Consider the following 25,515-nt stretch of genomic DNA (forward strand, 5'->3'; position numbering starts at 1 on the left):
GGCAGATTAGGCATGATCGCCCGATACAATCCAATTATTTGTTTCAATCATATGGATTGAAAAAACCTATCATTCAGGTTTTGGATCATGTCCGAAGGCCTGCGCCGTGGCGGCGGCGATTGCGGCGGCTTGCGCGACATAACGCGGTGCTGTGTCACGATCATAGCGCGCCGAAAATTTTAAGGCAGATGGGAGCCAGAGGCCGTCGAGGAGCGTGAGCCTGTCTGCCCCGGCGCCCCGTTCCGCCATGATGCGCGGCAGCAGCGCCACGCCCAGACCATCAGCTGCCATTTGCATGCAGGAAGTGAGAGAGCTGGAGGGCGCAAAGCTGGTTGTCGGTACCCCTAGCGCTTGCGCATGGTCGCTGAGTTCGATGTAGGATTGTGTGTGACGCGCATGGGTCAATAGGGTGTGCGGCATCAGCTCCTTGAGCGTCTTTGCATGCGCAAGCGCATCGGCCAGAGACTTTTCTGCCGCCCAGACGTAGGGGTATTGGCCGATCTCGATCACGCCGGAGGCGGCTGTGACAAATGGGCTGTTCTGGATGGCCAGGTCGATGCTGTGGTTGCCAAGAGCTGCGTCCAGCTGACGTGACATATCCACGGTGAGTTCGACCGAAATGGCCGGGTAGGTCGCCTTGAGGTCGCGCAGGTATTGATGCAACCAGGTCGCTGCAACCAATTCCGTGACCCCCAGCCGCAAGCGCCCCTCGGACAGATCGGCCCGCCCGGCAATTTCGGTCAGGGTTTCAGCCTCGCCCACAATGCGGCGGGCCACCGCCAGGATCTCGGACCCTTTGTCCGTCATCCGCACAGAGCCTGCATCCCGGTGCATGAGCACAAGCTCCAGCGTCTCCTCCAGCCCTGCGATGCGGGCCGAGATGTTCGGTTGCGTCGTGTTCAACTGCTGCGCCGCTTTGCGAAAGCTGCCCAGATCGGCCACCCAGATCAGCGCTTCGAGTTGTTTGAGGCTGATGAGATGACCGATCATGACGGGCTTTCGGGCTCAGCCTTTGGCGTAGCCGATGGTTTGCAGGGCGGCGCGAATTTCATCCAGGATCACCGGATCATCGATGGTGGCCGGCATTTTGAACGCTTCGTTATCCGCGATCTTCACCACCGTCGCCCGCAGGATTTTGCCCGAGCGGGTTTTCGGCAACCGGTCGACCACCAACGCATTCTTGAAGGCGGCAACGGGCCCGATTTTCTCGCGTACCAGCTTCACACATTCGGTGGAGATTTCGTCGTGCGGACGGTTCACGCCATTGGTCAGGCAGACCAGGCCAAGCGGCGATTGGCCCTTGAGCGCGTCCGACACGCCAACTACCGCGCATTCGGCGACATCCGGATGCCCGGCGAGTACCTCTTCCATGGCGCCCGTGCTCAGACGGTGCCCCGCCACGTTGATCACGTCATCCGTGCGCGCCATGATGTAGAGGTATCCGTCTTCATCGATCATGCCCGCGTCGCCGGTTTCATAATATCCCGGGAAGGCGTGCAGATAGCTTTTGCGGAACCTGTCTTCGGCATTCCAGAGCGTTGGCAGCGTGCCGGGCGGCAGGGGCAGTTTGATCGCAATCGCACCCAGCTCACCGGGCTTTTGCGTATGGCCTGCTTCGTCGAGGATCTGCACGTCATAGCCGGGCATCGCCACGGTTGGAGAGCCGATTTTGACGGGCAAAGCTTCGAGGCCCGCAGGGTTGCCCGCGATGGTGTACCCCGTCTCGGTCTGCCACCAGTGATCGTAGACCGGTACGCCGAGAATTTCCCCCGCCCATTCTATCGTATCCGGGTCGGCGCGTTCTCCCGCCAGATAAAGCGCGCGCAACCCGCTGAGGTCATATTTTTGCCGCTCCAGTCCCTTCGGGTCTTCACGCTTGACCGCCCGGATTGCGGTTGGGGCGGTGAAAAAGCTGCGCACGTTATGCTCGGAGATTACCCGCCAGAAGGTGCCTGCATCCGGCGTGCCCACCGGTTTGCCTTCAAAGACAATGGTGGTGTTGCCGTGAATGAGCGGCCCGTAGCAGATGTAGCTATGGCCGACGACCCAGCCGACGTCCGACGCTGCCCAGAAGACATCGCCGGGATCGCATTGGTAGATGTTTTTCATCGTCCAGTTCAGCGCGACGAGGTGACCGCCGGTGTGCCGGACCACGCCTTTCGGGGCGCCGGTGGTGCCGGAGGTATAGAGGATATAGGCCGGGTGGTTGCCTTCTACGGGCACGCAATCGGCAGGCGCCACACCCTCTTGGGCAGCATGCCAATCGAGGTCGCGCCCGGGGATCAGTTCGGCGCGCTCCTGATCCCGTTGCAGGATCAGGCAGACGTCTGGTTTGTGATCCGCTAGATCGATGGCGCCGTCCAGCAGCGGTTTGTAGTGGATCACGCGGCCCGGCTCCAGCCCGCAAGAGGCGGCGAGGATCGCCTTGGGCTGGCAATCGTCAATGCGCACGGCCAACTCGTTGGCGGCAAAACCGCCGAAGACGACCGAATGCACGGCGCCGATGCGGGCACAGGCAAGCATGGCCTCCAAAGCTTCGGGCACCATCGGCATGTAGATGATGACCCGGTCGCCCTTGGTCACGCCCTGCGCCACCAAAGCACCTGCGAGCGCGGCGACGCGGGTTTGTAATTCCGCGTAGGTCAGGGATGATTTTGAGCCGGTGATCGGGCTGTCGTGGATGATGGCAAGCTGATCGCCACGACCGTTTTCGACGTGCCGGTCAACGGCGTTGTAACAGCCGTTGGTCATGCCATCGGCAAACCATTCATAGAGGTCATCACCGCGGTCGAACAATGCTTTGGAAGGCGGGGTGCTCCAGTCAATCTTCTCAGCGGCATCCATCCAGAATGTTTCAGGATCCGCCATGCTGGCAGCATATGTCTCTTTGTAGCCCATCTGTCCCTCCCGGCCTTGCAACGTGCCTTGGTGTAGCCGTGGCACGGGCAGGACCGCAAGTGGTCAGACCCGCCGCTCGCGGGGTATGATGTGAATGTTGGCGTTAACGTCTGCGTCGCAGGGCGCGCGGCCGGGTAAAATACGCGTCTGGCGCATTAAATTGCATTCGCCGCGACGCTGGGATCACGCGGAAGGTCTCTAGCTCCGATCGATGCGGGCACTCAGGCCGTTGCGGACCTTGGATTCGCAGTCATTTGGACTGTCGGGCAGGCAGGTGATGTAATACCCGTTCACCCGCACGCTGGTGATGTCAAAGGAACCGTTCGCGCGTTCAATGGTTCGGGTGCGCAACTCATAGTCATCACCATCCACGTTGATTGTACCCACGGTTTGATTTGCCACGGTGCCACATGCGCTCAGTGTGAGCGCGGCGGCTGCCGAAAAAAATACCAGTTTTGCGGTCATGATAAACTCCGATTACTGCCTGAAAATTGGGACGTGGGTTTTGAGTTGCTTCTTATAATTTTGGGCGCGCGGGGACAAAATCAACCACAATGATGAACCGCAACGGGTTTGTGTAGCGTCGTGATCCTCACGCGCGGTTTGTTTCAGGCGCAACTCATCGTCCTGCATCACACACAGAGGGTGGGGCCGGTGGTTCCCATCTGCGGGTGACAACCCGTCGCGGGGCTGCGATCAGCCGTAGTGATCGACAGGTGTGCCTGAGACGGCAGACATATTGAGCAGGCCGCGCGCCGTGATCGAGGGCGACACGATATGCGCCCGGTTGCCCATCCCCATCAGGATCGGACCAACCTCGAGCCCGCCGCCTTTCATCTTCAGAATGTTGCGCACACCCGAGGCCGCGTCCGCATGGGCAAAGACCAGCACATTCGCGGCGCCCTCCATCCGGTTCGATGGCATGACCCGGGCGCGCAATTCTGGATCAAGCGCTGTATCGATGTTCATCTCGCCCTCGTAGCAGAAATCATGTCCCTGACTGTCCAGCAGCTGAATGGCCGCCCGCAGGCGCCCGCCAGTACCTTCGCCCTGATTGCCGAATTGCGATTGTGAGCAAAAGGCGATTTTAGGCTCAATCCCGAAGCGCCGCACATGACGCGCGGCCCCTATCGCAATGTTGGCGATTTGTTCGGGATTGGGGTGCAGGTGCACCTGTGTGTCAGCGATGAACAGGGGGCCATCTTCGAGGATCATCATCGAAAGCGCGCCATCGGGCTTCAGCCCATCCCGCCCTAGGATTTGTTGTATGTAATTGAGATGCCAGCGAAATTCACCAAAGGTGCCGCAGATCAGACTGTCAGCTTCACCGCGATGCACCATCACGGCACCGATGGCGGTGGTATTGGTCCGCATGACAGCGCGCGCAATATCCGGTGTCGCTCCGCGCCGGGCCATCAGATCGTGATATGTCTCCCAATAATCGCGGTAGCGCGGATCATTTTCTGGGTTCACCAGATCAACATCCTTGCCAAGCCGGATGGTCAGACCTGCGCGGTCGATCCGTGTTTCGATCACGTCAGGACGACCGATCAGGATCGGTTTTTCGATGGTTTCTTCCAACACGGCCTGGGCACAGCGCAGCACCCTTTCGTCCTCGCCTTCCGCAAAGACGATCCGGCGTGGCGCCAGCCGTGCGGACTGGAAGACCGGGCGCATCAGAAGCGCGGATTTGAAGACCGAGCCGTCGAGTTTCTGGCGGTAAGCATCGAGGTCCTCGATCGGACGGGTGGCCACGCCGGTTTCCATGGCGGCGCGTGCGACGGCAGAGGACACGACACTTACCAGACGGGGATCGAATGGTTTCGGGATCAGGTATTCCGCGCCAAACGTGAGATGTTCGCCCTGATAGGCCGCCGCCGCCTCGGCGGAAGTGGTGGCCCGCGCCAGTTCCGCTATCCCGTCGATGCAGGCAAGCTCCATCTGGTCATTGATGGTCGTGGCGCCGACATCCAGAGCCCCCCGAAAAATGAAGGGGAAGCACAGTACATTATTAACCTGATTGGGAAAATCAGAGCGCCCGGTTGCAATGATCGCCTCAGGGGCCACCTCGCGGGCGAGATCGGGCAGAATTTCCGGGGTTGGATTGGCAAGCGCGAAAATGATCGGGCGATCCGTCATTTTTGCCACCATTTCAGGCTGCAGAACCCTGGGGCCGGAGAGGCCGAGAAAGAGGTCGGCGCCCGGGATCACGTCATCAAGCGTGCGTAAATCGGACGCCTGGGCAAATTCCGATTTGCTTGGGTTCATGTCAATCTCGCGGCCCTCGTAGACCAGGCCATGAATATCGCAGAGCCAGACATTCTCCCGTTTCACGCCCAGTTTGAGCAGCATGTTGAGGCAGGCAATGCCAGCAGCGCCACCGCCCGTCGAGACGATCTTGATGTCTTCGAAGTTTTTGCCCGCCACATGCAGCGCATTTTTTGCGGCGGCCCCAACGACAATCGCGGTGCCATGCTGATCGTCGTGAAACACGGGAATGTTCATGCGCTCGCGGCAAATCCGTTCCACCGTAAAACAATCAGGGGCCTTGATGTCTTCGAGATTGATGGCGCCAAAGGTTGGCCCAAGCGCACAGACAATATCGGCGAGCTTTTCGGGGTCGGATTCGTCGACCTCGATGTCGAAGCAATCGATGCTTGCGAATTTCTTGAAGAGGACGGCCTTGCCCTCCATCACCGGTTTGGAGGCCAATGCGCCGATGTTGCCCAATCCCAGCACTGCCGAGCCGTTGGATACCACGGCCACCAGGTTGCCGCGCGCGGTGTACCGGGCGGCCGTTGCCGGATCCTCCTTGATCTCCAGGCAGGCCTCCGCCACGCCGGGAGAATAGGCGCGGGCCAGGTCCCGCCCGTTCGCCAATGGTTTTGTTGCGCGAATTTCGAGTTTTCCCGGTTTTGGGAATTCGTGATAGTCGAGGGCCGCTTGCCGCAGGTTCTTTGAATCAGTCATGAAATGGAGGCTCCTCCCAGGGAATAGTTTAGTGTTAAACTAAGTGGTGGCAGGGGCCAAGGTCCTGTTTTCAATGAGGGGCGCTGCCCCTCACACTCCCCGGGATATTTTGAGCCAAGAGAAAGAGAGCGGCGGCTTGTCAATCCGCGGAACAGGTCGCAAGATGCGCGCGAACTGGGAGGACCTATGAGCGAGATCAGAGCTGAGGCCGTGCTGCCGACGCAAGAGCTACGGGACGATATTCCTTTTTACACCAAGGTGTTGGGAATGCGCATGGATATGATCTATCCCGCTGATGATCCTTCGGTCGCGGTTTTTTCTGGCCACGGTTTGCGCATACGGATCGACAGGCATGCAGAGGTGCCCGCGGGACGGTTGCGCATCCTGTGTGACGATCCGATGGCATTTGCTGACGGCAAGACGACACTGCACGCGCCAAATGGGACGCGGATCGATATCGTCGCCATGCAGGAACCCTTGGTGATGCCGGAGACGGTGCACAGTTTTGTCGTACGACGTCTGGCGGATCAGGCCCCCTGGATCATCGGGCGCGCGGGCATGCATTATCGTGATCTTATCCCAGACCGTCTGGGCGGGTCGATCATTGCCAGCCACATCCGCATTCCCGACGGCGGGCCGGTGCCGGATATGGTGCATTACCACACGGTCGGGTTTCAGCTGATCTTTTGCTATAAGGGCTGGGTTGATCTGGTCTATGAGGATCAGGGCGCGCCTTTCCGGCTGCATGCGGGGAATTGTGTGATCCAGCCGCCGGAAATTCGCCACCGGGTGCTTTTCGCGTCAGACAACATCGAGGTGATCGAGATCGGTGTGCCGGCAGAACATGTCACGACCATTGACCACGACATGGAATTGCCCAATGGGCCGCCCAACCCGGATCGGGATTTTTCCGGCCAGAAGTTTGTGCATCACAAGGCTGAAGGCGCTGAATGGGCGCCGTTCCGGGTGCCGGGGTTTCAAAGCCGCGACACCACGATTGCAGCGCATACCGGAAATGTGGCGGGGGTACACGTGGTGCGGCGAGATGTTGGAGAGAGCACCTGGAACCGGCATGCAAGTGACATTCTGTTCACTTTCGTGATGGGGGGGCGGATGGTGCTGGAAGGCGAGGGACGCACGCCGCATGCGTTGGAGCCAGGGGATGCTTTTGTGATCCCGCCGGGCATGCGGGTGCGATACAGCGATCCCTCGGAGGACATCGAACTGCTCGAAGTTTCGCTGCCCGGTGTGTTTGAAACGACGTTGGGGTAAGTGCGAATATCGTGTGCAGGCTCTTGCAAAGGGGCGCATCTGGCGACACGCTGACGCGCAACGGATCAAGGTGAAAGGTTCTGGAATGTCCCTCAGAGAGGCGGCTGCAGCGGTGCGTGAAAACGCCCATGCGCCCTGTTCGAATTTCAAGGTAGGTGCGGCGGTCCGCGCGGCGTCGGGCGCGGTCTACGTGGGGTGCAATGTCGAAAACGTGGCCTATCCCGAGGGCACCTGTGCCGAGGCAGGCGCGATTGCCGCGATGGTGGCCGCGGGCGAGACCAGGCTGACAGAGGCCTATGTAATCGCCGGATCGCCGATGCCGGTCACACCCTGCGGCGGATGTCGGCAAAAGCTGGCGGAGTTTGCTGATGCGGGCGTACGGGTGACGATGGCGACCACGGGGGGCGTGGAACAGGCCGCCACTGTGGGTGAATTGCTGCCGGGCGTGTTCAACGTGGCGCATATGAACTCATGAGTGCACCAACCGCCCGCAAGCTGTTGGCGCAGTTGCGCCATGGCATTCCGCTGCAGGGGTCTGATCTGGCATGGCTGGCGCAGGCACTCAGCGATGGCACACTCAGCGATGCGCAGGCCGGCGCCTTTGCCATGGGCATCTGCGTGCGCGGCCTGAGCGAAGAGGCGCGGGTGGCTTTGACCCTCGCCATGCGGGACAGCGGACGGGTGTTGAAATGGGATGTGGACGGGCCGGTGCTGGACAAACATTCCACCGGGGGGGTCGGCGATTGTGTGTCGCTGATCCTCGCCCCGGCATTGGCGGCCTGCGGCGCGTTCGTGCCGATGATTTCAGGGCGCGGGCTGGGACATACGGGGGGCACGCTGGACAAGCTCGATGCGATACCGGGCGTTGTCACGCAAATGGACGAAGACCGGTTTCGCAGCGTTGTCGCGCAGGCAGGCTGTGCCATCGTCGGGGCCAGCGCAGACATCGCGCCTGCGGACAAACGGCTCTATGCGGTGCGGGATGTCACCTCGACCGTTGACAGTCTGGATTTGATCACCGCGTCCATCCTGTCGAAAAAGCTGGCCGGAGGGCTGGAAGGATTGGTTTTGGATGTAAAAGTTGGCAGCGGCGCCTTCATGAAGGACATGGAAGCCGCGCGCGATCTGGCAGCCGCATTGGTCGGGACCGCCAATGCAGCGGGCTGCAAGACCACGGCCATCATCAGCGACATGAGCCAACCGCTTGCGCCAAGCCTTGGCAATGCGCTTGAGGTCGCGGAGGTCATGCAGGTGCTCACCGACGGCGATGTGCAATCTCCTCTGGCAGAGATTTCAGCCGCGCTTGGCGGTGTTTTGCTGGCGAATGCAGGCCTCGCCAAAACCCCGTCGAAGGGGGCTGAGGCGGTCACGGCGAGCCTGCAGGATGGGCGCGCAGCGGAGCGTTTCGGAACGATGATTGCGGCGATGGGTGGCCCTGTGCATTTCGTTGAAAACTGGGCGCGGTTCTTGCCAGAGGCGACGGTAATCCGAGAGATCACAGCCCGCGATGCGGGATACATCAGCGCGATCAACGGCGAAGCCTTGGGTATGGCGGTGGTGAACCTCGGTGGCGGTCGGGCGGTGGAAAGCGATATGATCGACCCAGCCGTTGGCATCGGGCAGATGGTCCGGCTGGGCGAAAAAATCAAGCGCGGTCAGCCTTTGGCCGTGGTGCACGCGGCGCGCCCGGATGCGGCGGACAAGGCCGCGGCCGTGGTGCGCGCGGCCATCACCTTGTCTGACACCCCCCCCAAGGTGCTACCTGATCTGATCCGAGAGAGGGTTGGTTGATGGCGCGGGCTTTTCTGGTTGTCATGGATTCCGTGGGCATTGGCGGCGCGCCGGATGCGCATATGTTTTTCAACGGTACCGTTCCGGATGAGGGTGCAAATACGCTGGCCCATATTGCCCGCGCCTGCGCGCAGGGGGAGGCGTCAGAGGGCCGGTTGGGGCCACTGCGGGTGCCCAATCTGGACAGTCTGGGCCTGGGCCGGGCCGTGCAACTGGCCAGCGGAAACCTGGCGCTTGGGTTGGGCATGGAACCCGCCGGTGTCTGGGGGGTCGCAACCGAGGTTTCCAAGGGAAAAGACACGCCGTCGGGTCATTGGGAACTGGCTGGTGTGCCCGTGCCCTGGGAGTGGCATTACTTTCCCGATCAGGAGCGCGCCTTTCCAAAAGAGTTGGTAGATAAGACCTGCGCGCTTGCGGGTACGGATGGCATTCTGGGCAATTGCCACGCGTCGGGGACGGCCATCATCGACGAATTGGGGGCGCTGCACATGCGCAATGGCCAGCCCATTTGCTATACATCCGCCGATTCCGTTTTCCAGATCGCGGCGCATGAGGGGACTTTCGGCCTGGAGAAACTGCTCACCCTCTGCGAAGACCTTGCGCCCACGCTGCATGACATGAAGGTTGGCCGCGTGATTGCGCGCCCATTTCTGGGCGACCCGCAAAACGGCTTCTTCCGCACGGAGAACCGTCGAGACTACGCCATCGCACCGCCGCGCCCTGTCCTGACAAACTGGGTGCAGGATGCCGGACGCAAGGTCTATGCGGTTGGCAAGATTGGCGACATCTTTTCGATGCAGGGCATTGATGTGGTCCGCAAGGGCCCGGATGACATGCTGATGAAACACCTCGTCAACCTTGTCGATATCGCCGAGGAGGGCAGCTTGACCTTCGCAAATTTTGTCGAATTTGACAGCCTTTATGGGCATCGTCGCGATGTCTCCGGCTATGCCCGTGCGCTGGAATGGTTCGACGGCGAAATAGGGAAGGTCATTCGCCGCATGGGCCGCGGTGATATCCTGGTGCTGACGGCTGATCACGGCAACGATCCCACCTGGGTCGGGACGGATCATACCCGGGAACGCGTGCCTGTGTTGATCGCAGGTGCGGGCGTCGATGCGCTGGGACACATCGAATTCACGGATGTGGCGGCCATTGTGGCGCGCCATTTGGGGGTCAGCATTCCCTGAACCTCTCATTGGTCCAAGGGGCCTTGCGCCTGCGAAATACTGGGGTTGGGTTGCGGCCTGACCGCCTTCAGGTCTAAACGGAACAGGATTTGAAAAGAGGGGCCTCCATGACCGATCACGTTACCGTCGTCGACCACCCGCTGGTGCAGCACAAACTCACGATCATGCGGGCGAAGGACACACCGACCGCGGTGTTCCGGCAATTGCTGCGCGAGATCAGCCAGTTGCTGGCTTATGAGGTCACGCGTGGCCTGCCGATGACCACCAAACAGATCGAAACCCCGATGCAGCAGATGGATGCGCCAACGCTGGATGGCAAAAAGCTGGCGCTGATCTCGATCCTGCGGGCGGGCAACGGCCTTTTGGATGGTGTGCTGGAATTGATCCCCTCCGCCCGCGTCGGATTTGTTGGGCTCTACCGGGATGAAGCCACGCTGCAGCCAGTGCAATACTACTTCAAGGTGCCCGAAGGTCTGGATGACCGCTTGGTCATAGCCGTTGATCCGATGCTGGCCACGGGTAATTCCTCCGTCGCGGCGATTGATCTGCTGAAAGAGGCCGGGGCGACCAACATTCGCTTTCTGTGTTTGCTGGCGGCCCCTGAGGGGATCGCGCGCATGCGTGAGGCGCACCCCGATGTGCCGATTGTCACCGCAGCGGTCGATGAAAAGCTGAACGAGATTGGCTATATCGTGCCGGGTCTGGGCGATGCGGGTGATCGCATGTTCGGCACAAAGTAGAATAGCCGCCAAGGGCTAAAATTCCTTGTGCTGCGCCTTGCGTTGTTTGTCGTCTTCGGGCATCGTCACCCCTATATCTTGTGGGGGCAACGATGAAAATAACCATAACTATCGCAATCCTCAGCATTGCAGCGTCATTAAACTTCTCCGGTACCGCAGCTGAAGCGCAAACAACCGTTGCTCCGAAAGAATACCCCCCTGCCAGTTATACCGGTCGACAATATGTCGACAGTTCGGGCTGTGTCTTCATTCGCGCCGGTATTGATGATGCGGTGCAATGGGTGCCGCGTGTCACGCGGGACCGCAGATTGATTTGCGGGTTGCAGCCGACGTTCACGGTGCGGACCGCAGCGCCACAAGAGACAGGTGTCGAGGCGGCAGCGCCGGTGCGGGCGACATCAGCCCGGGCGTCCAAAACGGCAGTCGTCGTTGCGCGCCCGGCACAGCAGACAAGCCGCGTGGCGCCGAGCCTTGCAGGCACTGTTGTGACGCGTGAAAACGCTGCCGCGAAGGGTGTTACTGCGGCGACGCGGGTGCTCCCGAAACATGTTTATCAAAACCGTCGCGCCACACGCGGTGTCTCGGTGCCCAAGGGCTATCGCACGGTTTGGAAAGATGATCGTCTCAATCCGCGCCGTGCGGAGCAGACGCTTGCCGGCGACGCCAGCATGAACCAGATCTGGACCAACACGGTGCCGCGTCGGCTGATTGATTAAAGCATCGATTTGCGCGTGCGTAGGGCTGCCCTAGCCGCCGCAAATGTTTTGCAATCGCAACCAATCCGCATCGTTGAGTAGGGATCTGGACGGGGTGCCCGCCATCGGGTCCGCTTCGATCAGGGGCAGCACGGTCTCGCCGGTGATATCGCGCGCATAGGCGTAGGGGGTGCTGCGCAACTGCGCGGCTTCAAAGACAGGCAGGAGTGTTTCGGGATCGGGCTGTTGGCGCTGCCGGGTCAGCAGGTGTTCTGCGTAGCCGTCCAGAATTTCGCTTTTCAGCTCACCGGTTGTGAGCATCTGAAAGCTGGCCCAGGTGCCGCCGATTTCCAGCAGGGCGCGCAGCGGGTCATCCCTGCGGGACAGGTTTTGCTCCACGATGGTATATCCGGCCGCAACATCCGGTTCTTCAAAGTCTTCCACCAACGCCCGGTTCAGCAGGATGTGCTGTCCCGGCAGATGCAGGCTGGTCTGTACCGCGCCGGGCATCACGCTGATCTTGTCTGCGCCCAGGCGCGCGCGCAGGGTGCTTAGTGCTTTCAGCCCCGCGGGATTGGCGCAGGCCGGGCCGGTCATGCGTTCGATCCGTGCCAGCAGAGCCTCCCCGATGTCGACCCGTTTGACCTGTGGCACCACCGACAGCGTGTGGTTGACCAGAGCTTGCGGCACCCAGAATACACCAACGGCAACCACGGTGGCAATTGAGAGCGTCATGCCCAGCCATCGCAACCTGCCGGGGCGGGGGCGTCCGCGTTCGACCGCACGCCGGAGTTTTTCGATCGCGTCGATCATCTGCGCTTCGCCCGCGTCTAGTTCGAGGGTCTCGCCCGGATCGCCGTCCGGGTGATAAATGGCCGGGCGTTTGCCTGGATTGGCCCGGTGCACAGCGGCCAGCGACCAGTGGGTGATGGCCTGATCGCGCATGTCGGAAATCATCAGGGTCGCATCGCCTATCGAGACGATCACCTCGCGCCGCTGCGCATCCTCAGACGCGCGCCACAGGCCGCTTGCTTCAAGCCGGGCATATTTTTTCAAAGCCGTCATGGCGTCGGTGGGTGCTGCTCTTTTTTGGTTGCGCGCAGCTTACCATCTGAGCGTTTTCAAGCAATGGGCGCCGCGATATGGCGTACAAATGAACAGCGGCGGGATTTTAGTCCAGCAGCTGTGCTTTTTTGCGCAATTCGAACTTCTGAATTTTACCTGTCGAGGTCTTGGGCAGCTCTTCAAAGACGACTTTCTTGGGGGTCTTGAAGCCTGCAAGCGTCTGACGCGCAAAGGTAATGAGCCCCTCCGGATCAGGTTTGGCACCGGGTTTCAGCTCCACGAAGGCGCACGGCACCTCCCCCCATTTTTCATCCGGTTTGGCGACCACGGCGGCCAGCAAGACATCCTCATGCCCCATCAATACGCCCTCGACCTCGACCGAAGAAATATTCTCGCCACCGGAAATGATGATATCCTTGGCGCGGTCGGCGATCTGCATATATCCGTCGTCATGCTGCAGTGCGATGTCACCTGAATGGAAAAACCCGCCGGCAAATGCTTCCTGGGTCGCGGATGGATTTTTGTAATAGCCTTTCATCACTGAATTTCCGCGGATCATGATCTCACCCTGGGCTGATCCGTCTTTGGGGATCTGCTGCATCTCGGCATCCATTACGGTGATGTTTTCCATCATCGGGAAGGCAACGCCCTGGCGCGCTTTCACTGCCGCGCGTTCAGGTTTGTCCAACCCGTCCCAATCCTCGCCTCGCCACAGGCATTCCGTCACGTGGCCATAGGTTTCGGTCAGCCCGTAAACCTGTGTGACGTTGAACCCCAGGCTTTCGATTTTGCTCAGGGTGGCGGGCGCCGGGGGCGCGCCCGCGGTGAAGACTTCAACCACGTGGTCAAAGCTGCGGCGCTCTTCCGCCGGTGCGTTGACCAGCATGTTCAGCACAATGGGCGCGCCGCCCAGATGGGTCACCCCTTCGTCGGCAATTGCGCCAAAAATGGCAGGCGCGGTGATGTCGCGGCAGCACACGACCGTACCGCCAATCAGCGGCATCATCCAGGAATGGTTCCAGCCGTTGCAGTGAAAGAGCGGCACGATTGTCAGGTAAATCGGGTGCAGAACCATGCGCCAGCTCACCACCGTGCCCATGGTCATCAGATAGGCGCCGCGGTGGTGATAGACCACGCCTTTGGGCCTGCCTGTGGTGCCGGAGGTATAGTTGAGCGCGAGGCTTTCCCATTCGTCCTGCGGCATAATCCACTCAAAACCTGGATCGCCCTCGGCCAGCATGTCCTCATAAGTTGCATGGCGCCCCGAGGCTGGATGACCCGCGTTGGTATCCGGCACCTCAATGAGCATCGGCGCAGGGCCGTCCATTTGCGCACAAGCAGCTTCGGCCAGATCAAGGAACTGGCTGTCGACCAGCAACAGCTTTGCGCCGCCGTGATCAAAGATATAGCTGACCGTGTCCACGTCGAGACGGGTGTTGATGGTGTTCAGCACTGCGCCGCAAGCGGGCACTCCGAAATGCGCCTCGATCTGCGCAGGCACGTTGGGGATCAGGGTGGCCACAACCTCGCCCGGCGCCACGCCCTTCGCGGCCAGCGCCGAGGCAAGCCGCGTGCAGCGCTCGTAATATTGCGCGTATGTCACCCGGTGGTCGCCGTAGATCACAGCCGGATGATTGGTAAAAACGAGGGCGGCACGACGGAGGTGGGATAATGGCGTCAGGGCCACGTAGTTGGCGTCACATTTGTCCAACCCGGTTTCATCTTGCATCCAGCCCATTTGTTTTCCCTCCCCATTCGCGCCTGGTCGTGTCAGTTTAGCGCATATCGCAGGATATTGGATTTACGGGATTTGAAAAGAGAATTGTCATACAATTGGAGCCTGCACCCCGCGCTCCACCCTGGGAGCCGAGCATGATCATTTCCAGAGGGCGCTCATACGTCTTTGTCCATATCCCCAAGACCGGTGGTACATCGCTGGCAATGGCGCTGGAGAACCGTGCCATGAAAGACGATCTGTTGATCGGCGACACGCCCAAGGCACGCAGGCGCAAGCGCCGATTACAAGGTCTGCAGGCCCGTGGTCGGATCTGGAAACACGCCACGCTCGCCGACATCGACGGTATTTTGACGCCGGAAGAACTGGCAGGAATGTTCACTTTCACGCTGGTGCGCAACCCATGGGATCGGGTGGTCAGCTACTATCACTGGCTGAAAGAACAGCAGTTTGCACATCCCAGTGTTGTCACGGCAAAGCGACGGCCATTCGATGGCTTTCTTACTGATCGGCACATTCGGGAAAGCCTGCGCCACTCTCCAGCCAGCAGTTATATGCGCGATGTTACAGGCGTTGAACGCTGCCGCAGCTTTATTCGGTTGGAACGGCTTGAAGCGGATCTCGCACCATTGCAGGAGCATCTCGGGTTTTGCCTGGAGATCCCACATGAAAACCGCTCGGCGCGGGAAAGCGATTACCGGCACCACTATTCACCAACCTTGCGGGATATCGTGGCGGACGTCTGTGCCGAGGATATTGCCAGATTTGGCTATCGGTTTGACGATTTCGGGTGATTCTCGGAAAGCGTGAATTGGTTAACAGTTGGACACCAAGTTCCCGCTATCGGCGGATTTTTGTTTCTTTTTGGGCAATAATCATCTGGATATAGAAAAAATACACAAAGTCGTGGAAACAATGCCTTACATGCGCCGCAATCGTGGCCAAGCGCCGTCATGGTTTGGTCGTCGTCTGCTGCTGAAAGAGACACTTTCCCGCCTGAATTGAAGGGGCGGGCCACCTGGGAAGAAAAGACATCATGTACGGATGGAGCGTCAACGTAACCGCCACCCCCCTTCAGCCGGAGGCGATTGCACCGCTGGGTGTGACGATCAAGCCACCGGTCAGCCACGGCCTTGTCGTCGGCACGCGGGTTGCGGCAAATCTAGGCTGGCGGAGCGTTGAATCGCTGGTGGTTGGCGATAAGGTCCTGACCTTTGACAACGGTGTACAGCGCATTGTCGAGATTACACGCACGACGCTTTGGGCTCAAGATGAAGAGGTCGCGCCGGGACACTGGCCGGTGACCATTCCTGCAGAAGCGCTCGGAAACGCAAAGGAAGTGATCCTATTGCCGGACCAAGGGGTGATGCTGGAAAGTGAGACCGCCTCCGATCCGATGGGAGATCCCTTCGCGGTGGTGCCGGCGCAGGCGTTGGAAGGATTGTGCGGCATTCGCCGAGAAGCGCCGTGGCAGCCGGTCGAAGTGATCACCCTTCATTTTGCGAGCGATGAAGTCATCTATATTGACGGTGGTCTGTTGATCCACTGCCCGCGCAGCATGGTGATGCTGCACGATATGATTGCGCCCGCCGAAGTGCTCTATGAAGTGGCTTCGCTGGCGCAGGCGCGCGCTATGCTCGCCGATGGTGAGATGGTCAAGCGCTCCCTGATGCAGGGGGCCGGATATGTTTTTGGTGCGACGGAGATGGTTCTGGTCGCATGAGATGCTGATACAAGGCGCCGAGCAGGTGGCGAGCAGCAAAAAGGGGGGCCGGCAGACCCCCCTTTTCCTTTTTTTGATTACAATCAGGCGGCTGCGGCGGCCTTGGCAAACCTGCCATAGAAACTCTGACCTTTCGCCGCCATGTCCCGCAGCAGATCGGGGCAGGCGAAACGGTTGCCGAAGGTTTCCGTGAGTTGGTCGCAGCGTTCAGCGGCGTAGGGTGCGCCGATCATGTCGAGCCAGCTGAGCGGTCCACCGGACCAGGGCGCAAAACCCCAGCCCAGGATCGCACCCACGTCGCCTTCGCGAATGTCCATGAGCACACCTTCCTCCAGTGCCCGCACGGCTTCCAGCGATTGGGCAAAGAGCAGACGGTGCTGCACGTCCGTCAGATCGGGTTGATCGTCTGAGACAGGGTATTTGGCGGCCAGCCCATCCCAGAGTCCCTGCCGTTTGCCCTTCTCATCATAGGCATAAAACCCGGCGGCGGACTTCTTGCCCAGGCGGCCTTCGCCCTCCATCCAGAAAATCACCTCGTCAACTGCGGCATCGGGGTAGGCGTCGCCCATCGCGGATTTCGTGGCGCGGGCAATCTTGGCGCCGAGATCAATCGAGGTCTCATCGACCAGTTGCAGCGGTCCCAGCGGCATGCCGACAAGGCGCGCGGCGTTCTCGATCAGCGCAGGCTCAACGCCCTCGGCAACCATGCGGATGCCTTCGTTGATGTAGGGGATGATGCAGCGGTTGGCGTAGAAGAAACGCGCGTCGTTCACGACAATCGGCGTCTTGCGGATCTGGCGCACGTAGTCGAGCGCCTTGGCCACAGCGCGGTCGCCGGTACCCTTGCCCTTGATGATCTCCACAAGCAGCATCTTCTCAACGGGCGAGAAGAAGTGGATGCCGATGAATTGCTCCGGGCGGCTCGACGCCTTGGCGAGTTCCGTGATCGGCAGGGTCGAGGTGTTGGAGGCAAAAATGCAGTCCTCCGGGATCACCGCTTCGACCTTTTGCGTCATCTCGGCCTTGACCTTCGGATCCTCAAAGACCGCCTCGATGATCAGATCGCAGCCTTTCAGTGCGTCGAGGTCGGTCGTCGCGGTGATGAGGGAGAGCAACTGCTCTTTCTTCTCCGGCGTGGTTTTCTTGCGCTGGATGCCCTTGTCGGCGAAATTCGCAGTGTAGGCTTTGCCTTTGTCCGCGGCTTCCTGCGTCTGGTCGATCAGCACCACTTCGATGCCCGCCTGAGCGGAGACGAGCGAGATGCCCGCGCCCATCATGCCCGCGCCCAGAACGCCAAGCTTTTTCACCCGCTGGTCGGCCACGTCCTGAGGGCGCACAGCGCCTTTCTCCAGCGCTTCTTTATTGATGAAGAGCGAGCGGATCATTGCCTCAGACGAGGGGTTCAGCAACACGCTCGTGAACCAGCGCGCCTCGATCTTCAGTGCAGTATCGAAGGGCACAAGCGCACCCTCGTAGACGGCAGAGAGTAGCGCCTTGGCTGCTGGGTACACCCCTTGCGTCTTGCCGTTGACCATGGCGGAGGCGCCCACGAAGGTCATGAAGCCCGCCGGATGATAGGGCGCGCCGCCGGGCATCTTGTAGCCTTTGGCGTCCCAGGGTTTGACCAGATCAGCGTCTTTGGCGTTCAGCACCCAAGCGCGGGCGTCAGCCATCGGGTCGTCGCAGACCTCGTCTATCAACCCTGCGCCCTTGGCCTTCACGGGGTCGACCAGCTTGCCTTCCAGGAGGAACGGTGAGGCCGCCATCGCGCCCATCTTGCGCACCAGACGGGTTGTGCCACCCGCGCCGGGGAAAATGCCGACCATGATTTCGGGCAGGCCGATCTTGGCCTTGGGGTTGTTGGCTGCAAAGATGCGATGACACGACAGCGGCAGTTCCAGACCAATACCCAGCGCCGTGCCCGGCAGCACGCAGGCAATCGGTTTGCCGCCTTTTTGCGTTTTCGGATCCATCCCTGCCAGCTCGATCTTGCGCAGCAGGCGGTGCATGTCCATCACCCCATCGAAGAGGCCCTTGGCCGGGTTGTCGCCCGCATCCGCTTTCATCTTGGCAATCAGGTTCAGATCCATCCCACCGGCAAAGGACCCTTCCTTGCCAGAGGTCAGGATGATGCCCTTCACCGCGTCATCGGCCAGCGCGTCATCCATCAGCTTGTCGATCTGCGCGAGCCCTTCGTAGGACATCACGTTCATGGATTTTTCGGGCACATCCCAGGTGATGGTGGCGATGCCGTCGCCATCGGTTGTTGTTGTAAACTCGGTCATGTCCGGGTCCTTTCTTGGATTGTTCGCAGGGTCACCAAGGCGTTGGACGGCTTGGGGACGTTGTAAGGGAATCGGCTGTTCGCCAGCGAGTTGGTCACGGATTTCAGGTACCAGTTGGTGTTTTCGCGCTTGAGGATCATGCGCGACTTGATCGGTCCAAAGACACAGGTCTCACCGGCGCAGAATTCAGTGGCGTGATAGCCGCAGATCAGATCGCTGGAGATGAACTCCGCATCCTCCGCGCGTCGTACCAGCCGGTCGCAAGATTTTTCCCGCATGGTATCGCGCAGCATATCGAAAAAGGGGCGCACGTCTTCTGGTGTCGCGATGATCGTATCGGCGAATTCAGTATGCGACGTGTAGGGAAACAGCAGATAACTGCAGTAGGTCTCGAAGTCGTCCTCGGTATTGGCCGCGGAGAGGTCCTCGATGAAGCTTTGGTAAATGGTCAGCGGGTGCACGGCCTGCTTGCGTGCGTCATTTTCCGGCGATGCCAGGGCCTGTGTGCGCCCCGCATGGTGATGCACACGGGGGATGTAGATCGGCCAATGCGGGTTATCCAGCATGCTCTCCACCTCCAACATCTTCCAGACCCCATCCTCGCGCAGCAACACCATGCGGCTCGCGTAGCTGTCGACCACCGGCACCGCATCCCGCAGCGTATGGGTGACGTGGTAGCCGGCAATATAGTTTTCGCTGAGAAACTCAGCCTCCGTGGCCAGGCGCACCAGATTAGTGGCCCCCAGCCCCTTGACGGCCTGACCAAAGGCCAAAATACCTTTGACCAGATCCTCAGGCGTCTCCACAACCACCTCGCTGCTCAACGTGCGATGGAGGTGTGGCAGTTTGGTCCGGGCCAGCGCCGTGCCTGTGTCGTCTGTCATGATCGCGTTGGACAAGACATCCAACGTCTCCTGATAGACGGTCAGGGCGGTGACGCCGACCACGCGGTTACACCCGTTCGATGATCGTCGCGGCACCCATCCCCGAGGCGATGCAGAGCGTGGCAAGCCCCACCTCTTTGTCGCTGCGTTCCATCTCATCCAGCAGGGTGCCGATGATCATGGCACCGGTGGCCCCCAGCGGGTGACCCATCGCGATCGACCCGCCATTCACGTTCACCTTTTCGCTTTCGACATCAAAGGCTTGCATGAAGCGCAGGACGACAGCGGCGAAGGCCTCATTGACCTCGAAAAGGTCGATGTCCTTGATGCCCATACCGTTGTCGGCGAGAATCTTCTCGGTCACCGGCACCGGGCCGGTCAGCATGATCGTGGGATCAGTGCCAATCTTGGCGGTGGCGCGGATGCGGGCGCGGGGCTTCAGCCCGTGCTTTTCGCCGAAGGCTTTCGAGCCGATCAGGACCGCCGCCGCCCCATCGACGATGCCGCTGGAATTGCCCGCGTGGTGGATGTGGTTGATCTTCTCCAGATGCGGGTATTTCATCAGCGCGACCTTGTCGAAACCGGGCATGACCTCACCCATCGCCTGAAATGCAGGGTTCAAACCGCCCAAGCTTTGCATATCGGTCTGCGGGCGCATGTATTCGTCGTGATCGAGGATCGGCAAGCCGTTCTGGTCGCGGATTTCGATGACCGATTTGGCGAAGCGCTTATCATCCCACGCGGCTTTGGCCCGACGCTGGGATTCCACGGCCAGTTGGTCTGCGTCGTCGCGGGTGAAGCCATATTCGGTCGCGATGATATCGGCGCTGATCCCCTGCGGGACAAAGTATTTTTCCATCGCCAGCGTCGGATCCACGGCGATGGCCGCCCCGTCCGAGCCCATGGCGACGCGGCCCATCATCTCCACACCGCCCGCGATATAGGCCTCGCCCGCCCCGCCCTTGACCTGATTGGCCGCGAGGTTCACGGCCTCCATGCCGGAGGCGCAGAAGCGGTTGATCGCGAGACCCGGGATGCGTTCGTCCAGATCAGAGGCCAGCACGGCGGAACGGGCCAAACACCCACCTTGCTCCATCACTTGGGTGACATTGCCCCAGATCACGTCCTCAACCGCGTGACCTTCGAGGTTGTTGCGTTCCTTGACGGCATTCAGCGTCTGCGCGGACAGGCGCAGCGACGTGACTTCATGCAGGCTGCCGTCCTTGCGGCCTTTGCCGCGCGGAGTGCGCAGCGCGTCATAGATGTATGCTTCGGTCATATGGGTCTCCTTCTCGCGCGGTTCCACGCGGTATCTTGATCGGGCGCGATCCCGCGCCGCATTTCGGGTCAGGCGCGGTCAGCGGGGCTGCCGGGCATCAGATCGTAAGGGGCTTTCCAGCCCGGTGTTTCGGAAATTCGGGTGAGCCAGGCATCGATGTGCGGCCAGTCGGCGCGGTCAAAGCCAAAGGGCTCAGGATAGTACAGGTAGCCACAGCAACTGATGTCGGCATTGGTGATCCCGTCGCCAACAATCCAATCACGGCCCGCGAGGTGGTCGTTCAAAACGCTATAGGCGGCCTTTAGACGCCCCTGGTTGAACGCGATCACTTCTGCCGGGCGTTTGTCTTCGGGCAGGAAATTCATCAGGAACCTCGTTGGCCCAGCGGTCGAGCTGAGCTTGTGATTGTCCCAGAGCACCCAGCGCAGGATCTCGCGCCGTTCGGTTGGGTCCGCACCACCGAATTTCCCCGACTTTTCAGAGACGTAGTCCTGAATCACGCCCGATTGGGTCAGGCGCAGATCGCCGTCGACCATCACTGGTACTTCGCCCATGATATTCACCTCTGCGCGATACTGGGGCGTGCGTGCCTCGCCCCCGAAGAAATCGACCTTCACCGGCTCCCAGTCGAGACCCGAGAGCTGCAGCGCAAGCGCGGCCTTGTAGGCATTACCGCTTTCGCCAAAGCAATAGAGTTGGATGGTCATAGGGTCCTCGCAATCAGTTCTTTCATGATCTCATTGGTGCCACCGTAGATGCGTTGCACGCGGGCGTCCGCCCACATTTCCGCGACGGCGTATTCTTGCATAAACCCGTAGCCACCATGCAGCTGCACGCAATCGTCCAGCACGTCGCATTGGGTGTCGGTGAGCCAGTATTTCGACATGGCAGCGCGCTCGACGGTCAGTTCACCGCGCAGGTGTTCCGCGATGCATTGGTCCAGAAAGGCGCGCGCCACGGCAGTGCGGGTCTTGCATTCGGCCAGCTTGAACCGAGTGTTCTGGAATTGCGTCAATGGGCCGCCAAAGGCTTCGCGCTCCTTGCAATAGGCGATGGTGCGTTCCACCGCGCCCTCCATGGCCCCCACCGCGCCGCAGCCGATGATCAGCCGTTCTTGGGGTAGTTGTTGCATCATCTGATAGAAGCCCTGCCCCTCATCACCGCCAAGGATGTTCTCGGGCGGGATGGCCACCGCGTCAAAGAAGAGCTCAGACGTGTCAGCCGCATGCAGTCCGACCTTCTCCAGGTTGCGCCCGCGGCTAAACCCTTCGGCGCCATCGGTCTCCACAATGACCAGCGATACGCCTTTGGAGCCTTCGGTCGGGTCGGTCTTGGCGGCCACGATGATCAGGTTCGCATGCTGACCGTTGGTGATGAAGGTCTTTTGCCCTGAGAGCCGGTAGACGTTTCCGTCCTTTACCGCTTTGGTCTTGATCCGCTGCACGTCGGACCCGGTGGAGGGTTCGGTCATCGCCAGCGCGCCAACCAGCTCACCCGATACCATCTTTGGCAGCCAGCGTTGCTTCTGTTCCTCGGTGCCGTAGGCGAGCACGTAATGCGCCACGATCCCGGAATGGATGCCGTGCCCCCAACTGGCCAGATTGGCGCGGGAGGCCTCGATGAGAATTGCGGCCTCGTGACCGAAATCGCCACCCGGCCCGCCATAGGCTTCGGGCACAGACGGGCAGAGCAGCCCCAGCGCACCGGCCTCTGCCCAGGTTTCACGGTCCATCTGGCCCTGTTTGCGCCATTTTTCAAATTTGGGTGACCATTCGGTTGTGATGAATTGCGCGGTCATCTCCGCGGTCATGCGGTGCTCTTCGGTCATCCAACCGGAGGTGTCGCTTGATCCGTCTTTCATCTCGCACCCTCCCCAGATGTGCTCATTTCTTGCGAGCATCAAGCTCCGCATTGAAGAGCCGTAGCCGGTGGCCGAACGTCTCTTCGTTGATGACGCTGTCGAAATTCTCAAAGAGAAACGACAGCGCTTCGCCTTCGTCCAGACCGGCGTCGCCCGCGAAACGTTTGAGCCTGCGGTAGCCGTCTTCTGTCATGGCGACGGGAAAACGGCGGGTCAGACGGAAACGTTTGGGCATGGGCCGGGTCCTTTGCAGCGTCGGAAAGGGGGTGGGTCGCAGCCCACCTTTCCGATCTTAGAAGTTTGCCACCTCCAGCGCCATCACAGTATCGGCACCGGTTTCGATCCGGCTGAGGTGCAGGGCCGTTGCTGGCAATTGCCGTGCCATATAGTAGCGACCGGTGTTCAGCTTTGTCTCATAGAACGCAACGTCAGAAGCGCCACTGTCCAGGGCGGTTTGCGCCGCTTTGCCCATTTTCGCCCACATCAGGCCGAGGCAGACATGACCAAACATATGCATGAAATCATAGGAGCCCGAGAGCGCGTTATTCGGGTTTTTCATGCCGTTTTGCATGAAATACATGCCCGCTGCCTGCAGATCCTTGCTCGCGGCTTTCAGCGGCTCCAGGAATTGTGCGTCGAATTCGGCATTCTGGCCTGCGTTTCCTTTGATGAAAGACTTCACCAGCTCGAAGAAGGCCATCACATGCTTGCCGCCATCCTGTGCCAGCTTGCGGCCCACCAGATCCAGCGCCTGAACGCCATTGGCACCTTCATAGATCATCGCGATCCGGGCATCGCGGGTGTATTGCGACATGCCCCATTCTTCGATGTAGCCGTGACCCCCATAGACCTGCTGTGCCTTGATGGTCATGTCATAGCCCTGATCGGTCAGGAAGCCCTTGATCACCGGCGTCAGCAGGGACACCAGACCATCGGCGTCCTTGTCCTGCCCACGGTGGGCGGCATCGATCAGGGTCGACCCCCAGAGGATGAACGCCCGCGCGCCTTCGGCAAAGCTCTTCTGATCCATCAGCGAGCGGCGGATGTCCGGGTGCACGATCAGCGGATCGGCGGGGCCTTCGGGGTTCTTCACACCCGTCACGTCGCGGCCTTGCAGCCGGTCCTTGGCGTAATCCAGCGCGTTCTGATAGGCGACTTCGGCCTGTGACATGCCCTGCATGCCCACGCCCAGACGTGCCTCGTTCATCATGGTGAACATGGCGCGCATGCCCTTGTGCTCCTCGCCGAGGAGATAGCCGGTTGCGCCATCATAGTTCATGACGCAGGTGGAATTGCCGTGGATACCCATCTTTTCTTCGATCTTACCCACGGCAACGCCGTTCCGCTCTCCCAGGGAACCGTCGTCTTTGACAATGAATTTCGGCACGATAAAGAGCGACACGCCCTTGATGCCTTCCGGTGCACCGGTGATTTTGGCCAGCACCAGGTGAATGATGTTGTCGGACATGTCATGCTCACCAGCGGAGATGAAAATCTTCTGTCCGGTGATCTTGTAGCTGCCATCGCCCTGCGGTTCGGCCTTGGTGCGCATCAGGCCCAGATCGGTACCGCAATGCGGCTCGGTCAGGTTCATCGTGCCGGTCCAATCGCAGGCGACCATCTTGGGCAGATACATGTCTTTCTGCGCATCCGTCCCGTGGGCCAGTATCGCCGATGCCGCGCCATGGGTCAGACCCTGGTACATCGTGAAGGCCATGTTGGAGGATGAAAACATCTCGCCGACCGCGGTGCCGATCACGTAAGGCATGTTCTGGCCGCCGTATTCCTCGGGCATGTCCAGCCCAGGCCAACCGCCTTCTTTGACCTGCTCAAAGGCTGCTTTGAAACCAGTGGGCGTACGCACCACGCCGTTTTCCAGAACACAGCCCTCGGTATCACCAACCACGTTCAGCGGGGCCAGCACTTCGGAGGTCAGCTTGCCCGCCTCTTCCAGGATGGCCGAGGTGAAATCCGCTTCAAGCTCATCATATCCGGGGATGTCCTGGCCGGTGACATTCAGCACATCGTGCAGGACAAATTGCATGTCTTTGGTGGGGGCGGTGTAACGGGGCATCTGGTCTCTCTCCCTGAAATCGTGATGTCTGGTGGCGCTATTCTGCAGCGTCGCGCGAGGCGTTCATGGAGGCGAGCATCTCTTCGCCCCACTTCAGCTGGTCGCGCAGATCCGAAATCGCCGTGTTCAAGGCGTCACGCTGGCTTTCCATTTCGGCCAGACGCTTGAGCCCGACCTCATAGGAGGCTTGAAGCTGCGCGTTCTGCTGATCGCCAATGTCGTAGAGATCCAGCAGTTGCCGCAGCTCCTCCAGGCTCACGCCAAAGCGTTTGCCGCGCAGGATCAGTTTCAACCGCGCACGGTCGCGACGGGTAAACAGACGCTTTTGCCCCTCACGGATCGGGAACAAAAGCTCTTTGGATTCGTAGAAACGCAACGTCCGGGGCGTTACATCAAACGCATCGCACATCTCGCGGATGGTCATCGTCTCATCTGTCATTGATCTACTCTTTTCGGCATCGGAACGCGGTACAGATATTGTCTGGCCCTGCTGCTACAATATGAGATTACGTTTACGTAACCTGAACGTCACGTCACTTTCCCGAATGCCATCGCGGAAACCAAGCGACACGCTGCGTCACATCACCATGAGCGCAAAAAACCGCCAATCTGCACAAACAGGACCCCAGATGCGCAAGCGGCAATGAAGCGGTGAGTCGTTTCAAAAGCGGTTAAAATCAGGTGGTTTTGATCTCATTGGCCACTGAATCGCGCAGATCCTGAAGCTCTTGCATCGCCTCGTCTAGCTGCGCGCGTTGCTCTGCCAGTTCTTTCAACTGACCATCCGCCAAGGTGACCCAGGCTTCCATTTGCGCGGCAGTGCCTTCTTTCTCGTAGATCAACAGCCACTGTCGAATGTCTTCGAGCTGAAATCCGAATTTGCGACCACGCAGAATAAGTTTCATCCGCGCGCTTTCCCGAGGGCCGTAAAAACGTGCACGCCCTTCGCGATCCGGCTGTAACAACTCGATGTATTCGTAATAGCGCAACGTCCGCGGGGTCACGTCGAATTTGGCGCACATTTCTTTGAATGTCAGGCGCTGCTCTGTCATG

General features: G+C 60.1%; 24 protein-coding genes. 9 read left to right on the plus strand and 15 right to left on the minus strand.

What is annotated here, in order from left to right; translation table 11 throughout:
* Positions 1–69 precede the first annotated feature (69 nt).
* The 4 genes from Q1A20_RS08345 to Q1A20_RS08360 all read right to left on the minus strand — a co-directional run bounded on the left by Q1A20_RS08345 (position 70) and on the right by Q1A20_RS08360 (position 5,868).
* Entirely contained in the window at positions 70–990 is a 921-nt protein-coding gene (locus tag Q1A20_RS08345) for a LysR family transcriptional regulator (protein ID WP_299402854.1), read from the minus strand.
* A gap of 15 nt (positions 991–1,005) precedes the next feature.
* Complete coding sequence (locus Q1A20_RS08350; protein WP_299916731.1) at positions 1,006–2,898, minus strand: propionyl-CoA synthetase; 1,893 nt, start codon at positions 2,896–2,898, stop codon at positions 1,006–1,008.
* Positions 2,899–3,096: 198 nt separating this feature from the next.
* Complete coding sequence (locus tag Q1A20_RS08355; protein ID WP_299916732.1) at positions 3,097–3,363, minus strand: hypothetical protein; 267 nt, start codon at positions 3,361–3,363, stop codon at positions 3,097–3,099.
* Positions 3,364–3,594: 231 nt separating this feature from the next.
* Entirely contained in the window at positions 3,595–5,868 is a 2,274-nt protein-coding gene (locus tag Q1A20_RS08360; RefSeq protein WP_299402860.1) for an NADP-dependent malic enzyme, read from the minus strand.
* Positions 5,869–6,054: 186 nt separating this feature from the next.
* On the opposite strand from Q1A20_RS08360, the gene Q1A20_RS08365 reads away from it, so the two are divergent.
* The 6 genes from Q1A20_RS08365 to Q1A20_RS08390 all read left to right on the plus strand — a co-directional run bounded on the left by Q1A20_RS08365 (position 6,055) and on the right by Q1A20_RS08390 (position 11,577).
* Positions 6,055–7,140, plus strand: coding sequence for a cupin domain-containing protein (locus tag Q1A20_RS08365; protein WP_299402861.1), 1,086 nt, complete (start codon positions 6,055–6,057; stop codon positions 7,138–7,140).
* 85 nt (positions 7,141–7,225) lie between these two features.
* A complete protein-coding gene (locus tag Q1A20_RS08370; RefSeq protein ID WP_367180878.1) occupies positions 7,226–7,615 on the plus strand; it encodes a cytidine deaminase in 390 nt (129 codons plus the stop codon).
* Positions 7,612–8,931: a thymidine phosphorylase gene (locus Q1A20_RS08375; RefSeq protein WP_299402863.1), complete on the plus strand. Its 1,320-nt coding sequence runs from the start codon at positions 7,612–7,614 to the stop codon at positions 8,929–8,931. The genes Q1A20_RS08370 and Q1A20_RS08375 overlap by 4 nt, the downstream gene beginning before the upstream one ends.
* The gene (locus Q1A20_RS08380; protein ID WP_299916733.1) at positions 8,931–10,121 is read left to right on the plus strand and encodes a phosphopentomutase; all 1,191 of its coding nucleotides are present in this window, start codon (positions 8,931–8,933) and stop codon (positions 10,119–10,121) included. Before Q1A20_RS08375 ends, Q1A20_RS08380 begins: the two co-directional genes overlap by 1 nt.
* Before the next feature lie 107 nt (positions 10,122–10,228).
* Entirely contained in the window at positions 10,229–10,861 is a 633-nt protein-coding gene (upp, locus tag Q1A20_RS08385; protein WP_298973812.1) for a uracil phosphoribosyltransferase, read from the plus strand.
* Positions 10,862–10,953: 92 nt separating this feature from the next.
* Positions 10,954–11,577, plus strand: a complete 624-nt coding sequence (locus Q1A20_RS08390; RefSeq protein WP_299402867.1) for a hypothetical protein — start codon at positions 10,954–10,956, stop codon at positions 11,575–11,577.
* A gap of 30 nt (positions 11,578–11,607) precedes the next feature.
* Here the strand turns inward: Q1A20_RS08390 and Q1A20_RS08395 are convergent, their stop codons facing one another.
* Both Q1A20_RS08395 and Q1A20_RS08400 read right to left on the minus strand, forming a co-directional pair.
* A complete protein-coding gene (locus Q1A20_RS08395; RefSeq protein ID WP_299916734.1) occupies positions 11,608–12,621 on the minus strand; it encodes a hypothetical protein in 1,014 nt (337 codons plus the stop codon).
* A 106-nt stretch (positions 12,622–12,727) separates the two neighbouring features.
* A complete protein-coding gene (locus Q1A20_RS08400; protein ID WP_299916735.1) occupies positions 12,728–14,359 on the minus strand; it encodes an AMP-binding protein in 1,632 nt (543 codons plus the stop codon).
* A gap of 134 nt (positions 14,360–14,493) precedes the next feature.
* On the opposite strand from Q1A20_RS08400, the gene Q1A20_RS08405 reads away from it, so the two are divergent.
* Genes Q1A20_RS08405 through Q1A20_RS08415 form a run of 3 tightly spaced genes read left to right on the plus strand, consistent with a single transcriptional unit; the run spans position 14,494 to position 16,079 of the window.
* The gene (locus tag Q1A20_RS08405) at positions 14,494–15,150 is read left to right on the plus strand and encodes a sulfotransferase family 2 domain-containing protein (protein ID WP_299916736.1); all 657 of its coding nucleotides are present in this window, start codon (positions 14,494–14,496) and stop codon (positions 15,148–15,150) included.
* A 28-nt stretch (positions 15,151–15,178) separates the two neighbouring features.
* Positions 15,179–15,361: a hypothetical protein gene (locus Q1A20_RS08410; protein ID WP_299402874.1), complete on the plus strand. Its 183-nt coding sequence runs from the start codon at positions 15,179–15,181 to the stop codon at positions 15,359–15,361.
* Positions 15,362–15,392: 31 nt separating this feature from the next.
* Positions 15,393–16,079 carry a Hint domain-containing protein gene (locus tag Q1A20_RS08415; protein ID WP_299402876.1) on the plus strand — a complete coding sequence of 229 codons (687 nt, stop codon included), beginning with the start codon at positions 15,393–15,395 and terminating at the stop codon, positions 16,077–16,079.
* 83 nt (positions 16,080–16,162) lie between these two features.
* Here Q1A20_RS08415 and Q1A20_RS08420 read toward each other — a convergent pair whose 3' ends face one another.
* The 9 genes from Q1A20_RS08420 to Q1A20_RS08460 form a co-directional block, all read right to left on the minus strand.
* Positions 16,163–18,364 carry a 3-hydroxyacyl-CoA dehydrogenase NAD-binding domain-containing protein gene (locus tag Q1A20_RS08420; RefSeq protein ID WP_299916737.1) on the minus strand — a complete coding sequence of 734 codons (2,202 nt, stop codon included), beginning with the start codon at positions 18,362–18,364 and terminating at the stop codon, positions 16,163–16,165.
* Positions 18,361–19,311 (minus strand): hypothetical protein, encoded by a 951-nt coding sequence (locus tag Q1A20_RS08425; RefSeq protein WP_299402880.1) that lies wholly within the window; start codon positions 19,309–19,311, stop codon positions 18,361–18,363. Before Q1A20_RS08425 ends, Q1A20_RS08420 begins: the two co-directional genes overlap by 4 nt.
* 4 nt (positions 19,312–19,315) lie before the next feature.
* Positions 19,316–20,527 (minus strand): acetyl-CoA C-acetyltransferase, encoded by a 1,212-nt coding sequence (locus tag Q1A20_RS08430; protein ID WP_299402882.1) that lies wholly within the window; start codon positions 20,525–20,527, stop codon positions 19,316–19,318.
* Positions 20,528–20,595: 68 nt separating this feature from the next.
* Positions 20,596–21,234 (minus strand): glutathione S-transferase family protein, encoded by a 639-nt coding sequence (locus Q1A20_RS08435; protein WP_299402883.1) that lies wholly within the window; start codon positions 21,232–21,234, stop codon positions 20,596–20,598.
* Entirely contained in the window at positions 21,231–22,388 is a 1,158-nt protein-coding gene (locus Q1A20_RS08440; protein ID WP_299402885.1) for an acyl-CoA dehydrogenase family protein, read from the minus strand. Before Q1A20_RS08440 ends, Q1A20_RS08435 begins: the two co-directional genes overlap by 4 nt.
* Positions 22,389–22,410: 22 nt before the next feature.
* A complete protein-coding gene (locus Q1A20_RS08445) occupies positions 22,411–22,623 on the minus strand; it encodes a hypothetical protein (protein ID WP_298973794.1) in 213 nt (70 codons plus the stop codon).
* A gap of 57 nt (positions 22,624–22,680) precedes the next feature.
* Entirely contained in the window at positions 22,681–24,462 is a 1,782-nt protein-coding gene (locus tag Q1A20_RS08450) for an acyl-CoA dehydrogenase C-terminal domain-containing protein (protein ID WP_299916738.1), read from the minus strand.
* A gap of 37 nt (positions 24,463–24,499) precedes the next feature.
* Positions 24,500–24,901 (minus strand): MerR family DNA-binding transcriptional regulator, encoded by a 402-nt coding sequence (locus Q1A20_RS08455; protein ID WP_299916739.1) that lies wholly within the window; start codon positions 24,899–24,901, stop codon positions 24,500–24,502.
* A gap of 238 nt (positions 24,902–25,139) precedes the next feature.
* Positions 25,140–25,514: a MerR family DNA-binding transcriptional regulator gene (locus tag Q1A20_RS08460; RefSeq protein WP_298973786.1), complete on the minus strand. Its 375-nt coding sequence runs from the start codon at positions 25,512–25,514 to the stop codon at positions 25,140–25,142.
* Between the last annotated feature and the right edge of the window lies 1 nt (position 25,515).

The organism is uncultured Roseobacter sp. (assembly GCF_947501835.1).
Classification (GTDB): Bacteria; Pseudomonadota; Alphaproteobacteria; order Rhodobacterales; family Rhodobacteraceae; genus Roseobacter.

Coding starts and splice junctions, on each gene's coding strand:
- Q1A20_RS08345 (WP_299402854.1), bottom strand. CDS start 990: ATGATCGGTCATCTCATCAGCCTCAAACAACTCGAAGCGCTGATCTGG.
- Q1A20_RS08350 (WP_299916731.1), bottom strand. CDS start 2,898: ATGGGCTACAAAGAGACATATGCTGCCAGCATGGCGGATCCTGAAACA.
- Q1A20_RS08355 (WP_299916732.1), bottom strand. CDS start 3,363: ATGACCGCAAAACTGGTATTTTTTTCGGCAGCCGCCGCGCTCACACTG.
- Q1A20_RS08360 (WP_299402860.1), bottom strand. CDS start 5,868: ATGACTGATTCAAAGAACCTGCGGCAAGCGGCCCTCGACTATCACGAA.
- Q1A20_RS08365 (WP_299402861.1), top strand. CDS start 6,055: ATGAGCGAGATCAGAGCTGAGGCCGTGCTGCCGACGCAAGAGCTACGG.
- Q1A20_RS08370 (WP_367180878.1), top strand. CDS start 7,226: ATGTCCCTCAGAGAGGCGGCTGCAGCGGTGCGTGAAAACGCCCATGCG.
- Q1A20_RS08375 (WP_299402863.1), top strand. CDS start 7,612: ATGAGTGCACCAACCGCCCGCAAGCTGTTGGCGCAGTTGCGCCATGGC.
- Q1A20_RS08380 (WP_299916733.1), top strand. CDS start 8,931: ATGGCGCGGGCTTTTCTGGTTGTCATGGATTCCGTGGGCATTGGCGGC.
- upp (WP_298973812.1), top strand. CDS start 10,229: ATGACCGATCACGTTACCGTCGTCGACCACCCGCTGGTGCAGCACAAA.
- Q1A20_RS08390 (WP_299402867.1), top strand. CDS start 10,954: ATGAAAATAACCATAACTATCGCAATCCTCAGCATTGCAGCGTCATTA.
- Q1A20_RS08395 (WP_299916734.1), bottom strand. CDS start 12,621: ATGACGGCTTTGAAAAAATATGCCCGGCTTGAAGCAAGCGGCCTGTGG.
- Q1A20_RS08400 (WP_299916735.1), bottom strand. CDS start 14,359: ATGGGCTGGATGCAAGATGAAACCGGGTTGGACAAATGTGACGCCAAC.
- Q1A20_RS08405 (WP_299916736.1), top strand. CDS start 14,494: ATGATCATTTCCAGAGGGCGCTCATACGTCTTTGTCCATATCCCCAAG.
- Q1A20_RS08415 (WP_299402876.1), top strand. CDS start 15,393: ATGTACGGATGGAGCGTCAACGTAACCGCCACCCCCCTTCAGCCGGAG.
- Q1A20_RS08420 (WP_299916737.1), bottom strand. CDS start 18,364: ATGACCGAGTTTACAACAACAACCGATGGCGACGGCATCGCCACCATC.
- Q1A20_RS08430 (WP_299402882.1), bottom strand. CDS start 20,527: ATGACCGAAGCATACATCTATGACGCGCTGCGCACTCCGCGCGGCAAA.
- Q1A20_RS08435 (WP_299402883.1), bottom strand. CDS start 21,234: ATGACCATCCAACTCTATTGCTTTGGCGAAAGCGGTAATGCCTACAAG.
- Q1A20_RS08440 (WP_299402885.1), bottom strand. CDS start 22,388: ATGAAAGACGGATCAAGCGACACCTCCGGTTGGATGACCGAAGAGCAC.
- Q1A20_RS08445 (WP_298973794.1), bottom strand. CDS start 22,623: ATGCCCAAACGTTTCCGTCTGACCCGCCGTTTTCCCGTCGCCATGACA.
- Q1A20_RS08450 (WP_299916738.1), bottom strand. CDS start 24,462: ATGCCCCGTTACACCGCCCCCACCAAAGACATGCAATTTGTCCTGCAC.
- Q1A20_RS08455 (WP_299916739.1), bottom strand. CDS start 24,901: ATGACAGATGAGACGATGACCATCCGCGAGATGTGCGATGCGTTTGAT.
- Q1A20_RS08460 (WP_298973786.1), bottom strand. CDS start 25,514: ATGACAGAGCAGCGCCTGACATTCAAAGAAATGTGCGCCAAATTCGAC.